Here is a 14,391-nt window from a genome sequence, read left to right on the forward strand (position 1 = left end):
CGTGTCGGCATATGCGCACGCCTGTTTGGCATATGCGGGACAATGCCACCGTGACCTCAGCTACCGCACCGCCCCGGCAGCCCGCCCCTCCCCTCCGGCCCCGGCTGATCGCGACGGACCTGGACGGCACGCTGCTCCGCGACGACAAGTCCGTCTCACGGCGCACGGTGGCCGCCCTCGCCGCCGCCGAGGAGGCCGGCATCGAGGTCTTCTTCGTGACCGGACGCCCGGCCCGCTGGATGGGCGTCGTCAGCGACCACGTCCACGGGCACGGCCTCGCGATCTGCGGGAACGGCGCGGCGGTGGTGGACCTGCACGGCAGCACGGCCGGGGCGGGGCGTGCCGGGCGTGCCATGGGCGCCGCGGACGCCGAGGGCCAGTGGTTCGGCGGGCACCGCTTCGTGAAGATACGGCCGCTGGAGCGGTCCAGGGCGCGGGAGGTGGTGGAGATCCTGCGGTCCGTCGCGCCCGGCACCTCCTTCGCGGTGGAACTGACCGGCGGGCTGCACCACGAGCCCACGTACCCGCCGCTGCACCTGGAGCCGGGGGAGAGCGTCGCCCCCGCGGAGAAGCTGCTCTCCGCGCACTCCGACGTGGCCGGCCAGCCCGTTCTGAAGGTCCTCGCGTACCACCCCGAGCTGGCCCCCGACGCGTTCATGACGCTCGCCCGCACCGCGGTGGGGGCCCGGGCCACGATCACCCGGTCCAGCCCCAGCGCGCTGCTGGAGATCAGCGGCGCCGGTGTCTCCAAGGCCAGCACCCTGGCGCTGTGCTGCGCGGAGCGCGGCATCTCACCGGCCGAGGTGGTCGCTTTCGGCGACATGCCGAACGACGTCGAGATGCTCACCTGGGCGGGCACCTCGTACGCCATGGACAACGCCCACCCCGCGGTCCTCGCCGCCGCCTCCGGCCGCACGGCCGGCAACAACGACGACGGTGTCGCCGCGGTCATCGAACAGCTCCTGCTCAACCGCTGAGAGCAGGTGGGCGGCAGCGCCGCACACGACCGGCGACCAGGCGGCACAAGCCGCACACGACCGGCGGCCCGGGTCGCACCGGTACATTCGGGCGACTGCCGGGCGACGCCGATGCGCACAGCCGGCCGCCGGGGCACTGATCCGCGCGGCCGGTCCCAGCGGGACTCTGCCTCTGCCTCTGCCTCTGCCGCCGCCTCCGCCTCCGCCTCCCCCTCACCCCTCAGGCCGGCACCGCGTCCCCTTCGCTCAGCCGTTCCCGCTCCCGCATCCGCCGCAACGGTCCCTCTTCCGCGACCAGCTCGGCGTACCGGCCGCGCTGTACCACCCGGCCGCCGTCGATCACGATCACCTCGTCGACGTCCGCCAGGCCGGCGAGCCGGTGGGTGATCAGCAGGGTGGTGCGGCCCTCGGTCGCGGCCAGCAGATCGGCGGTGAGGGCGTCTGCGGTCGGCAGGTCCAGGTGCTCGGCCGGCTCGTCCAGGACCAGGACGGGGAAGTCGGCGAGGAGCGCACGGGCCAGCGCCAGCCGCTGCCGCTGTCCACCGGAGAGCCGCGCGCCGTGCTCGCCGACCAGCGTGTCCAGGCCGTCCGGCAGCGACGTCACCCAGCCCAGCAGCCTGACCCGGGCCAGCACGCCGCGGAGCTCGGCATCTCTCGCGCCCTTCCGCGCCAGCAGCAGGTTCTCCCGCACGGAGCTGTCGAAGACGTGCGCGTCCTGGGCGCACAGGCCCACCAGGCGCCGCACCGTGTCCCCGTGGAGGGCGTACGCGTCCGTGCCGCCCAGCGTGTACGTCCCCGCGGACGCGTCAAGGAACCGCAGCAGCACCTGCGCCAGCGTCGACTTGCCCGCGCCGGACGGCCCGACCACGGCGATCCTGCGGCCCCGCTCCAGCGTCAGGTCGACGTCGTGCAGCGCGTCCCGCTCGGGCGCGCCGCCCGTGCCCGTCGGCCCGGTCCCGTGCCGCCCGGCGGCCCCGGCCCGTTCCGCGTAACGCGCGGTCAGCCCCCGCAGCTCCAGCGGGAACGGAGACGTGGGCGCGGCGGCGGGGACCGCCGGTTCGCGTACGGGCACGGGCGCGTCCAGCACCTCGTACAGGCGCTCCGCGCTCCTGCGCACCCGCTGCCGGTACTGGGCGGCGAGCGGCAGGCCGAGCAGCGCCTCGAAGGCGGCGGTCGGGATGAGGACGACGACGGCGAGCGCCACCCCGGTCAGCCGCCCCTCCCGGACGGCCGTCACACCGCAGAGCGCGGTGCCCGCCAGCGTCAGCCCCGACAGCAGCGCGGTGAGGCCGCTGCCGAGCGCCGTGGCCGCCGCGGCGCGCGCGGCGATCCCGGTCAGCGCGGCGTCGGCGCGCTTCGCGAGGGCGGTACGCGCCGGCAGCGCACCGGCGACGGTCAGCTCGGCGGTGCCGGTGAGCAGGTCGGTGACCCGGGTGGCGAGCACGCCGCGGGCGGGCGCCAGCCTGCGTTCGGCGCGCCGGGCCACCGCGGCGGCGAGCAGCGGTACGCCGAGTCCGGCTGAGAGCAGTCCGGCGGCGAGCACGGCACCGGCGGCAGGCAGCAGCCAGACGGTGAAGGCCACGGTGCCGGCCGAGACCAGCACGGCCGCAGCGGCGGGCAGCAGCCAGCGCAGCCAGTAGTCCTGGAGCGCGTCCACGTCGGCGACCAGCCGCGAGAGCAGGTCCCCGCGGCGTGCGGCGCGCAGCCCGGCGGGCGCGAGCCGCTCAAGGCGGCGGTAGACGGCGACCCGTGCGTCGGCCAGGATCCGCAGCACCGCGTCGTGCGACACCAGCCGCTCGGCGTACCGGAACGCGGCCCGACCGATCCCGAAGGCCCGGGTGGCCGTCACGGCGACCATCAGGTACAGCACCGGGGGCCGCTGGGACGCCCGTGAGATCAGCCACCCGGAGGTGCCCATCAGGCCCACCGCGCTGCTCAGCGCCAGCGCTCCGAGCAGCAGCGCCAGGCCCAGCGCCATGCGTCGCGCCCCCGCCATGCGTCGCACCCGCCGTAGCACGGACTCGCCGTGTGCGCCGTCCGCACCACCAGCTTCCGGGGGTGCGAGGACGGCACCGTCCACGCCGGCCCCCACCCCGACCCCCGTACCGGCGGCACCGGCAACCGGACGGCGGTCCGCATGCGCGGGCACAACCTCGGCAGCACCGGCACCCAGCCGAGGATCGGCACCCCCATGGGAACCCTCCGCGGCACCGGCACCGGCACTGCCCGCGTCCGCCGCACCACGAGCCACCGCCGGGCCCGGGGCCAGGCCGAAGTCGGGGCCCGGCACCCGCACCACCCGGTCCGCGACCGTGAGCAGGGCCGGCCGGTGGGCCACCAGCAGGACCGTGCGGCCGTGGGCCAGACGGCGGACGGCCGCCACCACGGCGGCCTCGGTCGCGCCGTCGAGACCCGCCGTCGGCTCGTCGAGCACCAGAACGGGGCGGTCCGCGAGGAACGCCCTGGCCAGCGCGATCCGCTGGCGCTGGCCCGCGGAGAGACCTGCGCCGTCCTCGCCGAGCACCGTGCGCACCCCGTCGGGCAGCGCGTCCACGAACTCCAGCGCACCGGCATCGTCCAGCGCCTTCCTGACCTGCGCCGTGCCGGCCCCGGGGCTCGCCAGGCGGACGTTCTCGGCGATGGACCCGGCATACAGATGCGGCCGCTGCGGCACCCACGCCACGCGGCGGTGCCACTCCTCCCGCGGTAGTCCCGCCAGGTCGGCGCCCCCGGCGCACACCCGGCCCGTCGTGGGCCGCACCAGTCCCAGCGCCACACCCACCAGCGTCGACTTGCCCGCCCCGCTGGGCCCCACCAGCGCCACCGTCTCCCCGGGCCGCACCACGAACGAGACATCGGAGACCGCGTCCACGGAACGCCCGGGATACCGCACCGACACCCCCTCGAACCGGATCCCCCACAGCCCCCGCGGCACCCCGGCCCCGCCCCGGCCGAGATCGGTGACCGGCTCGGTGGCCCCCGGCCGCTCGGCGGACGGCACGACGGCCGACGACACGACGGCCGACGACACGACGGCCGGCGGCATGAGGGCCGACGGCATGACCGGCGACGGCACGACCGGCGACGCCACCAAGGACGACGGCACAGCGGCGCGGCGCCCGAGCACACCGGGTCCTGCGGCATCCGACCCGGCGGCACCCGGCCCGCCGTCCCCCTCCGCCTCCAGGACCGCGAACACCTCCTCCGCCGCGGCGAGTCCCTCCGCCGCCGCGTGGTACTGCGTGCCCACCTGCCGCACCGGCAGATACGCCTCCGGGGCGAGGACCAGGATCAGCAGCCCGGTGTGCAGGTCGAGCTCTCCGCGTACCAGCCGCATCCCTATGGTGACCGCGACCAGCGCGACCGAGAGCGTGGCCAGCAGTTCCAGCGCGAAGGACGACAGGAACGCGATCCGGAGAGTGCGCAGGGTGGCCCGGCGGTAGGCGCCGGTGATCCGGCGGATGGAGTCGGCCTGCGCCTTCGCCCTGCCGAACACCTTGAGCGTCGGCAGGCCCGCGACCACATCCAGGAAGTGGCCCGACAGGCGTGACAGCAGGCGCCACTGACGGTCCATCCGGGCCTGCGTCGCCCAGCCGATCAGCACCATGAAGACCGGTATCAGAGGCAGCGTGCCGGCGATGATCACCGCCGACACCCAGTCCTCGGTGACGATCCGCGCCAGCACCACCACGGGCACCATAGCGGCCAGCCCCACCTGCGGGAGATAGCGGGCGAAATAGGCGTCCAGCGCGTCCACGCCCCGGGTGGCCAGCGTCACCAGGGAGCCGGTGTGCTGTCCGCCGAGCCACCCCGGCCCCAGTTCACCCACCCGGTCCAGCAGCCGTCCGCGCAGCTCGGACTTGACCGCGGCACTGGCCCGGTGCGCCGCATGCTCGGTGAGCCAGCCGACCGCACCGCGACCCACCGCGACCGCCACCAGCAGCACCAGCGGCCGCCGGAGTTCCCCACCGGAGAGTCCATGCTGGAAGGCGCCCACCACCACATCGGCGATCAGCGTCGCCTGCGCCACGACCAGGCCGGCCCCCGCGAGTCCAAGGACGACCACGGCGATCAGGAAGACCCGGGTGTGCCGGGCATAGCGCAGCAACCGTGGATCGACTGGTTTCACGTGAAACACCGCCCCTCGACCAACCCGGCCATGTCAGCCGCTTCGACCGTCTGAGCCGCCTCGACCGTCCACGGCTCACCCCGCCTCATCGCTCAGTGCCCCGTGCCGGCTATGTGCTGCGTGCCGATGCGCTTGCGGAAGACCCAGTACGTCCAGGACTGGTAGAGCAGGACCAGCGGTGTGGCGATGCCGGCGCACCACGTCATGATCGTGAGTGTGTAGGGGCTGGCGGCGGCGTTGGAGACCGTCAGGCTCCAGTGGGCGTTCAGCGTGGACGGCATCACCTCGGGGAACAGCGCCAGGAAGAGCATGGCGACGCTCGCCGCCACCGCCGTCCCGGAGAAGGCGAACGCCCACCCCTCACGGCCCCGCGCATTGGCCGGCAGCGCCCCCGCCAGCCCGGCCACCGCCACGACCAGCGCCACCAGGCTCCGGCCGTTGCCGGTGTCGGCCTGGGTCCAGAGCAGGAACCCCAGGGCGGCCACCGCCGCGACGACTCCGGCGAACCCGGCCAGCCGCCGCGCCCGCACCCGGATGTCCCCCACCGTCTTGAGCGCCACGAAGACCGCACCGTGGAACGTGAAGAGCAGCAGGGTGACCACCCCGCCGAGCAGGGCGTACGGCCGCAGCAGGTCGCCGAGCCCACCGGCGACGTCGCCGTGGGCATCGATCCGCACTCCGTGCACGATGTTGGCGAACGCCACCCCCCAGAGCAGTGCAGGCACCAGCGAGGCCCAGAAGATCGCCCGCTCCCACGACCGCTGCCACCGCTCGCCGGGCCGCTTCGCCCGGTACTCGAAGGCCACCCCGCGCACGATCAGCGCGACCAGGATGAGCAGCAGCGGCAGGTAGAAGCCGGAGAACAGGGTGGCGTACCAGTCGGGGAAGGCGGCGAAGGTGGCGCCGCCGGCCGACAGCAGCCACACCTCGTTGCCGTCCCAGACCGGGCCGATCGTGTTGATCAGCACCCGCTTCTCGGCTCGGTCGCGGGCCAGCAGCCCGGTGAGGATGCCGACGCCGAAGTCGAAGCCCTCAAGGAAGAAATAGCCGGTCCACAGGACGGCGATGAGGACGAACCAGACGGTGTGGAGTTCCATGTCCGCGCTCCTCGGCTCTCGGTGCTCGGTGCTCGGTGGTGCAGGTCCTGGCCTCAGTACGAGAAGGCCATCGGCCTGTCGGGGTCGTGATCGGGGTGGTCGGGACCGTCGTGCCCACCGCCGATACGGGTGGGCGGGTCGAGGTCGGCGTCGGTCAGCTCGGGCGGCCCGGCCTTCACATACGTGGCGAGCAGCCGGACCTCGATCACCGCCAGCACCGCGTAGAGGGCGGTGAAGACGGACAGGGAGAGCAGCACCTCACCCTGGGAGACCCCGGGGGAGACGGCCTGCCGGGTCTGGAGCAGGCCGTAGACGGCCCAGGGCTGCCGGCCGGTCTCGGTGAAGATCCAGCCCCAGGAGTTGGCGACCAGGGGGAACGCCAGCGTCCAGGTGGCGGCCCGCCAGTACCAGCCCGTGAGCCGGGAGCCGAGCGGCGTCCGGAACGGCACCAGGTGCGGGACGTCGTCCTCGCCCGTACGCAGCCGCTGCGGCAGCAGGAACTTCCTCCGGGTCAGCCAGAGCCCGACCGTGCCCAGCGCGAACGACGCCATGCCGAAGCCGATCATCCAGCGGAACCCCCAGAACGCGACGGGGATGTTCGGCCGGTAGTCACCGGGCCCGAACTTCTGCTGCTCGGCCTTGTTGACGTCGTTGATCCCGGGGACGTACGAGTGGAAGCTGTCGTCGGCGAGGAAGGACAGCAGGCCGGGCACCTCGATGGCGACGGTGTTGTGGCCCTTCTGCACATCCCCGTAGGCGAAGAGGGAGAACGGCGCCGGCCGCTGCCCGTCCCACAGGGCCTCGGCGGAGGCCATCTTCATCGGCTGCTGCTTGAACATCACCTTGCCGAGCACATCGCCGCTGACGGCGGTGAGCAGCCCGGCGATCACGACGGTGACCAGGCCGAGCCGGAGCGAGGTCCGCATCACCCGGACATGCCTGCGGCGGGCCAGGTGGTAGGCGGCGATGCCGACCATGAAAGCGCCGCCGGTGACGAAGGACGCCGCGAGGGTGTGGAAGGCCTGCGCCAGGGCGGTGTTCTGGGTCAGCACGGCGAGGAAGTCGGTGAGCTCCGCGCGCCCCGTGGTCTTGTTGATGCGGTAGCCGACGGGGTGCTGCATCCAGGAGTTGGCCGCCAGGATGAAGTAGGCGGAGAGCACCGTGCCGAGGGCGACCATCCAGATCGTGGCCAGATGCAGCCGCTTGGGCAGCTTGTCCCAGCCGAAGATCCACAGGCCGATGAAGGTCGACTCGAAGAAGAAGGCGATCAGGGCCTCGAACGCCAGGGGAGCACCGAAGACATCGCCGACGAAGCGGGAGTAATCCGACCAGTTCATGCCGAACTGGAACTCCTGCACGATGCCGGTGACGACACCCATCGCGATGTTGATCAGGAAGAGCTTGCCCCAGAACTTCGTCGCCCTGAGGTACTTCTCGTTCCCCGTCCGCACCCAGGCGGTCTCCAGGCCCGCCGTGAGAGCGGCGAGCGAGATCGTCAGGGGAACGAAGAGGAAGTGGTAGACGGTGGTGATGCCGAACTGCCAGCGCGCCAGGGTCTCCGGCGCCAGAGCCATGTCCACGTCGACCTCTCCTTGGTCGATCCGGCCGCCTTGATCGTGCGATAACAGGATCAAGCGGATGTGCTTGTGAACGCGTTCACATTCACAAGCATTATGACTCACTCACATGGCGGAGGATTCAGGGGGGTCCCCTTCGGGACGTAGGGGACCGACGGGGCCGCATCCGGGAGGGCGCGAGGCCCGTCGAGGTGCACGGCCCCGCGCCCTGGTGAGGCACCGGAGGACGCCGGATCCCCGCCCTGGGGCACCCGGCGAGGGCGGGGCGGGCTCAGCCCTTCTTGCGGAAGGCCTCCGCCGTCTGGAGGAACAGGTCGTCCGCCTCGGTCTCGGCCACGGTGACGCGGACGCCCTCGCCCGGGAAGGCCCGGACCACGACGCCCATCTCCTCGCAGGCGGCGGCGAACTCCTCCGTGCGGTCGCCGAGGCGGAGCCAGACGAAGTTCGCCTGGGTCTCGGGGACCGTCCAGCCCTGGGCGCGGAGCGCGTCCACCACCCGGGTGCGCTCGTCGACCAGGAGACCCACCCGGCCGAGCAGCTCGTCCTCCGCGCGCAGCGAGGCGACCGCCGCCTCCTGGGCGAGCTGGCTGACCCCGAACGGCACCGCCGTCTTCCGCAGCGCCGCCGCCACCGGCTCGTGCGCGATGGCGAACCCGACCCGCAGGCCCGCGAGCCCATAGGCCTTGGAGAAGGTGCGCAGGACGCAGACGTTGGGCCGCTCGCGGTAGAGCTCTATGCCGTCCGGCACCTGTGGATCGCGGACGAACTCGCAGTAGGCCTCGTCGAGCACCACGAGGACGTCGTCCGGCACCCGGTCGAGGAAGCGCTCCAGCCCGGCGCGGGCAACCACCGTGCCCGTGGGGTTGTTGGGGTTGCAGACGAAGATCAGGCGGGTGCGGTCGGTGACCGCGCCGGCCATGGCGTCGAGGTCGTGCACCTCGCCGGACGTCAGCGGGACCTGCACCGCTCTCGCACCACTGATCCGCGTGATGATCGGGTACGCCTCGAAGGAACGCCAGGCGTAGATCACCTCGTCGTCCGCGCCGGCGGCGGCCTGCAGGAGCTGCTGGGCGACGCCGACCGAGCCCGTGCCCGTCGCCACATGCGAGACCGGGACGGCGAAGCGCTCGGCCAACTCGCTCGTCAGGTGCGTGCACACCATGTCCGGGTAGCGGTTGAGAGAGTCGGCCGCGGCCATCACGCGCTCCATGACGCCGGGGAGCGGGGGGTACGGGTTCTCGTTCGACGAGAGCTTGTAGGCGGCGGGGGCCTGAGGGGCCGCGGCGGCCGCCGGCTTGCCCGGCTTGTAGGTGGGGATCCCCTCCAACTCGGGGCGCAGCTTCGGATACGTATCGCTCACCGCTGTCCTCCTCACGGGCACCCGGCGACCGCCGGCTTCGACACTGCTCACCATAAGAGGAAGGCGACCGGCAGCGAATGGCCTGTGGATAACTCAGCCGGCGCACCGGGCTTTCGCCCTCACCTTGCGGTGGCCCGCCACGGGACGAGGCCCCAACGCGAATGTCCCGACGGGCGATGACCCCACGGGCGAAATCCGTCACAAGACAGGATTCCCCCGCGAATGTCCCCGCCGGGCGACGTCCCAACGGGCGTGCCCCAACGAGCCGTGCGGCAACAGGCCGTGCTCCAACGAGCCGTGCCCAACGAGCCGTGCCCCGACAGGCCGTGCCCCCAACAGGCCGTGCCGCAAAGGCCGATGGTCCCGCCGAGGGCCACCCGCTCCCCCTCCGCCGTGCATGCGGATCTCCCGAGACCCGGCCCCGGACGGACCGGGGGGCGCGTTTTGCGGAACGGCGCGCGCCGGTTGTTTGCGCCCTTGCACGCATCGCTCGTCAAGGTGAGTTGAGACCTCTTCGAAACATGGCTCATTTGGCAGGTTTATGCGGGCCAAGAGCAAACCAATAGTCCCTGATCCTCTGCCTGCCCTTCCTTTCCAAGGCGATCAAACCCCTTCCGCCATGCAGAAACGTGCCTGTCAATGCATGCCTGGACGGCCGCGCCACCCCACCCCGTGAGCCCTACTATCGGCTCGCCATGACAGCAGCAGGGAAGCACCAGGTGAGCCGGGCGGAGGCCGCCCGTCGGGCGCGTCGACCGGGGCGGGCGGGCATCAGAGATGTGGCCGCCGCGGCCGGTGTCTCCATCACGACCGTCTCCGACGCCCTCAACGGCAAGGGGCGGCTTCCTGACGCCACCCGCCGCCATGTGCGGGAGGTGGCCGACCGGCTCGGCTACCGGCCGTCCGCCGCGGCCCGCACCCTGCGCACCGGCAAGTCCGGGCTCATCGGCCTGACCGTCACCACGTACGGGGATGAACCTTTCACCTTCACGGAGTTCGCGTACTTCGCCGAGATGGTGAGGGCCGCGACGTCCGCCGCGCTCGCCCGCGGCTACGCGCTGGTGATCCTCCCCGCGACCTCCCGCCGCAGCCCGGTCGACGTCTGGTCGAACGTCGCCCTGGACGGCACCGTCGTCATCGACCCGTCCGACAAGGACCCGGTCGTCACGGAGCTGGTCCGGCAGGGATTACCAGTGGTCTCCGACGGGCGCCCGGCGGGCCAGCTCCCCGTCACCGCCTGGGTCGACAACGATCACGAGGCCGCCGTCACCGGCATCCTCAACCACCTCGCGGACGCCGGCGCCCGCCGCATCGGCCTGCTCACCGGCACCTCCACGGACACGTACACCCACCTCTCCACCACCGCCTACCTGCGGTGGTGCGAGCGCATGGGGCAGGACCCGGTGTACGAGAGCTACCCGGCGCACGACCCGCGCGCCGGAGCGGACGCCGCGGACCGGCTGCTGGCGCGCCCGGACCGCCCCGACGCGGTGTACGGCCTCTTCGACCCCAACGGCACCGACCTGCTCGCGGCGGCCCGCCGGTACGGTCTGCGCGTGCCCGACGACCTGCTGCTGATCTGCTGCAGTGAGTCCATGGTGTACGCCAACACCGAACCGCCGGTCACCACGCTCTCGTTGAAGCCCCGCCGGATCGGTACGGCCGTCGTCCAGCTCCTCATCGACGCCATCGAGGGCATCGACTCGGGGCAGCCGGTCGAGCAGGTGATACCGACGGAGCTGATCGTGCGGAGCTCGTCCCAGCGGCGACCGCCGCGCACCACGGTGAGCCCGCCCCGGTCGCCGGGGCAGGGCTAGCGGCTCCCCGGCGGGGCTCCGCGGTCTTCTGGAGTCGCGGTCCTCCGGGGTTTCGCGGTCCGTTTGGGGCCCCGCAGTCCCCAGGCCCCCAGGCTCCGGGTCCCCGGCGTGCGCCGGCGGTCCTGGGGACGTGGAGCCGGGCAACACCCGCGGAGGGACGCGGGGTCGGCACCGGCGGCACAGGAGGACGGGCTCCGGGCGGGCCCCGAGGACGTCCGGCGTGGAGTCCGAGGACGTCCGGCGTGGAGTCCGAGGAAGGACCAAGGAAAACTCAGCGGAAACGAGCGGATAATTCGGGCGAAAGGCTCGGTGAAACGGCGTCAGGTCCCGATTCACCACCCCTAGGTCATCACACAGCGCGAGCCGCATTCCTATGATGGGCGGACGACACCGCGGGCCGCTGCGACCAGGCAGTCCGATCCGGTGCAGTTGCGGCGCGATGGTGGTGGAGGGGTCGATGACTCAGGGGGCCGGTCAGGGACCCGTGATGCGGACGGCGACGCTACGCGACTTCCGGGTACCCGCGTATGTGCGCGGCATCGGTCCCGCGGACGAGGAACCCGCCGCCGTCCGGCCCGGAGACGCCGTGACGGTCCTCACCGGCCGTCCGGCGCCCGGCCCCCGGACGGGAGCCGACGGCGCGGGAGAGCACGCCGGCGGCAGACAGTACGGCGACGATGCGCTTGCCGAGGACCCCTTGGCGCCGGCCGCAGTGCAGCTCCCGCCCCTCCCGCCGGAGTTCCCGCGTCCCGCGCCCGGCGCCGTGGACCCGTCCGTCGCGTCCGCTCAGGCCGCCCTCCCCACTCCTGACACTCCTGCCGCTCCGGGCACCCCTGCCGCTCCCGCATCCAGCGCCTTCCGTACCGTGCCCGGCCCGGGCCGCGGCGCACTGGAACACGCCCCCGGCGCCCCCGTGCCGCCCACCACCACCGCGTCCTTCGACGCGCCCGGGGCACCCGGGGCGGTCGAGGAACCGGACGGATACACCCCCACCCAGCGCGACCTGCCTGTCATCAACCGCGGTGACACGCTTCAGGTGCCGGTCGCCCCCGCCCCCGCCTCCGGCCCGGCACCGGTGCCGGGCAGTCCGGACGGCCCCGGCCCGCTGTTCGTCGTCGGCGATGTGCACGGCTACCTCGACGAACTCCTCGCGGCGCTGCGCGCCCAGGGCATCATCGACGCCGAGGGGCAGTGGATCGCCGGCAACACGCGCCTGTGGTTCCTCGGCGACTTCACCGACCGCGGGCCGGACGGGATCGGCGTCATCGACACGGTCATGCGGCTGTCCGCGGAGGCCGCCGCCGCGGGCGGCTACTGCAAGGCGCTGATGGGCAATCACGAACTGCTGCTGCTCGGCGCGAAGCGGTTCGGGGACACACCCGTCAACTCCGGCGCCGGCACCGCCACCTTCCAGGCGGCGTGGCTGCTGAACGGCGGGCAGAAGACCGACATGGACCGGCTCCAGGACCACCACCTGCAGTGGATGGCCCGCCTCGACGCGATGGAGGAGGAGGACGGCCACCTGCTGGTGCACTCCGACACCACCGCCTACCTCGACTACGGCGACTCCATCGAGGCCGTGAACGACACCGTCCGCGAGACCCTCACGCGCAACGACGCCAACGAGTGCTGGGACCTCTTCCGCAAGTTCACCAAGCGCTTCGCCTTCCGCGACGACAACGGCCCCCAGGCCGTACGCGAGTTGCTGAGCACCTACGGCGGCAGCCGGATCGTGCACGGGCACAGCCCCATCCCGTACCTGCTGGGCGAGGTCGGCTCCGAGGACGGCGAGGAGACCGCGGGACCCGTCGTCGAGGGGCCCCATGTGTACGCGGACGGGCTGGCCATCGCCATGGACGGCGGAGTGACCATGGCCGGAAAGCTGCTGGTCTGCCCGCTTCCCCTGCCCGCCTGACCGGCCGATCCTCTGTTCGACCCCTGGCGGTCCTGGGATCGCCCTGGCCAGTGGGGCAATTTTCGGAAACCCCCTGTCACCGTGCGCCGTGACCGCTCTACCATCTGTTCATCCGTAGCAGGGCCCCCTCCGTCTCTGCCCGCGGCCCGCGTCCCAGCAGGCCCCACGTCCTACGGAGCATCGGGGGAAGCAGATGAACATCGCTCCACACCTGCTCAATGAGGATCGCAGGGACTACGAGCGGATCCTCGACGAAGCGCTGCGCGCACACCGCCGGGACCTCACCGTCGCCGGCGAGGCGCTCACCGCCGGGCAGCTGCGCACCATGGCACTCGATGCGACGGCCCTCATAACGGCCGCGGCCGCCGCCGAGTACCAGCACTATGTAAGGGTGCGCGGCGAACTACGCGCTCCCGCGCGCACCACCCGTGCATCCCGGGCGGCGAGCGTGCGCCGCGGCGCGCGCCAAGCGGGCCAAGCGGGCCAAGCGGGCCAAGCGGGCCAAGCCAGCAAGGCGAGCCCATCGAGGCAAGCGGGCCGAGCGAGCCGCGCGGGACAGGTGAGTCAAGCGGGCCAAGCGGCTCAGGACGCGGGTGCCCTGGGCGACTTCGCGCGCGGCGGCGCCGAACCCGGCGAGCCCGCGGGCGCGGGACTCGCCGCCGTGCTCGCGGTGCTCGCGCCTCTGCTCTCCGGAGCCGCCGCGCTGATCTTCCTGCTGGTCGGCTATGCGCTGAAGATGGTCGGCCCGGAGCCGGCGTTCGCGCAGACGCTGCGCACCACGGGATGGGTGTTCGCCGCGCTCACCGCGGCGGCCATCCTCGTCGCCGCCGCGGGCCTGCTGCTGACCGCGCTGCGCAACGGCTCGACCTCCGTGCGCGCCGAGGACCGCGACCAGCTCGACGAGGAGGTGCGGCGGGCCCGCGAGGCCTGGCAGCGGGCCCTGCTGGAGCACGGGATCCGGCCCTTCCTCCAGGAGGCCCTGCGGGAACGCCGCCCCGCGGCGGGGGGCGGCGCGGAGCCCGCAGAAGCGGAGCACACCGGCCGCATGCCCCACCTGGGCTACCACCGCCCCGGCTTCAGCAGCCCCGAGACCGGCACCACGGCCGCCCGCCCCCGCTACAGCAGCCCCGATTTCACCAGCCCCGACTTCGGGGGCCCGGAGCACCAGCCGGAGTGAGCGGCCCGGGACGGGAGGCCAGGGACGGGAGGCCAGGATGCGCTGACCGGGTGCCCCGGGCGCCGGGGATCACCCCGGGAGGTGGGCCACGGATGCGACGGGCACCGGGAGACCCGGTACGCCGTGCGAACTCGGCAGAGCCGAGTACGAGGCGGGGACCGGCACCCCCGAGTCCGCGGCTCCGAACCGGCACCCCCGCGTACCTGGCTCCAGACCGGCACCCCTGAGTACCTGGCTCCGAACCGGCGTACGCGCGTCCGCGGCTCCGGACCGGCACGCCAGCGACCGGATCCGATCCCCGGCGCACCGGCACATCCGGGTAATCGGCCCACCGGCACGCCC

8 protein-coding genes are annotated in these 14,391 nt (G+C 73.0%); 4 read left to right on the plus strand and 4 right to left on the minus strand.

Annotation, left to right across the window (positions count from 1 at the left end):
• Nucleotides 1–32 precede the first annotated feature (32 nt).
• Nucleotides 33–977, plus strand: a complete 945-nt coding sequence (locus ACSMXW_RS17215; RefSeq protein ID WP_485807501.1) for an HAD family hydrolase — start codon at nucleotides 33–35, stop codon at nucleotides 975–977.
• Between the two features lie 220 nt (nucleotides 978–1,197).
• Here the strand turns inward: ACSMXW_RS17215 and cydC are convergent, their stop codons facing one another.
• The 4 genes from cydC to hisC form a co-directional block, all read right to left on the minus strand.
• The gene (cydC, locus tag ACSMXW_RS17220) at nucleotides 1,198–5,106 is read right to left on the minus strand and encodes a thiol reductant ABC exporter subunit CydC (protein WP_485807503.1); all 3,909 of its coding nucleotides are present in this window, start codon (nucleotides 5,104–5,106) and stop codon (nucleotides 1,198–1,200) included.
• Between the two features lie 92 nt (nucleotides 5,107–5,198).
• On the minus strand, nucleotides 5,199–6,203 hold the full coding sequence (gene cydB / locus ACSMXW_RS17225; RefSeq protein WP_485807504.1) for a cytochrome d ubiquinol oxidase subunit II: 1,005 nt from the start codon (nucleotides 6,201–6,203) through the stop codon (nucleotides 5,199–5,201).
• A gap of 53 nt (nucleotides 6,204–6,256) precedes the next feature.
• On the minus strand, nucleotides 6,257–7,783 hold the full coding sequence (locus tag ACSMXW_RS17230) for a cytochrome ubiquinol oxidase subunit I (protein ID WP_485807505.1): 1,527 nt from the start codon (nucleotides 7,781–7,783) through the stop codon (nucleotides 6,257–6,259).
• 268 nt (nucleotides 7,784–8,051) lie between these two features.
• Nucleotides 8,052–9,140, minus strand: coding sequence for a histidinol-phosphate transaminase (hisC, locus tag ACSMXW_RS17235; protein ID WP_485807507.1), 1,089 nt, complete (start codon nucleotides 9,138–9,140; stop codon nucleotides 8,052–8,054).
• 695 nt (nucleotides 9,141–9,835) lie between these two features.
• Here hisC and ACSMXW_RS17240 point away from each other — a divergent pair.
• The 3 genes from ACSMXW_RS17240 to ACSMXW_RS17250 all read left to right on the plus strand — a co-directional run bounded on the left by ACSMXW_RS17240 (nucleotide 9,836) and on the right by ACSMXW_RS17250 (nucleotide 14,049).
• Complete coding sequence (locus tag ACSMXW_RS17240; RefSeq protein ID WP_485807508.1) at nucleotides 9,836–10,957, plus strand: LacI family DNA-binding transcriptional regulator; 1,122 nt, start codon at nucleotides 9,836–9,838, stop codon at nucleotides 10,955–10,957.
• Nucleotides 10,958–11,822: 865 nt separating this feature from the next.
• Complete coding sequence (locus tag ACSMXW_RS17245) at nucleotides 11,823–12,872, plus strand: metallophosphoesterase (protein WP_485808101.1); 1,050 nt, start codon at nucleotides 11,823–11,825, stop codon at nucleotides 12,870–12,872.
• 193 nt (nucleotides 12,873–13,065) lie between these two features.
• Nucleotides 13,066–14,049, plus strand: a complete 984-nt coding sequence (locus ACSMXW_RS17250; RefSeq protein WP_485807509.1) for a hypothetical protein — start codon at nucleotides 13,066–13,068, stop codon at nucleotides 14,047–14,049.
• The last annotated feature ends 342 nt before the right edge of the window (nucleotides 14,050–14,391 follow it).

Source organism: Streptomyces sp. DSM 116793, from assembly GCF_057320905.1.

Coding starts and splice junctions, on each gene's coding strand:
- ACSMXW_RS17215 (WP_485807501.1), top strand. CDS start 33: ATGCGGGACAATGCCACCGTGACCTCAGCTACCGCACCGCCCCGGCAG.
- cydB (WP_485807504.1), bottom strand. CDS start 6,203: ATGGAACTCCACACCGTCTGGTTCGTCCTCATCGCCGTCCTGTGGACC.
- ACSMXW_RS17240 (WP_485807508.1), top strand. CDS start 9,836: ATGACAGCAGCAGGGAAGCACCAGGTGAGCCGGGCGGAGGCCGCCCGT.
- ACSMXW_RS17250 (WP_485807509.1), top strand. CDS start 13,066: ATGAACATCGCTCCACACCTGCTCAATGAGGATCGCAGGGACTACGAG.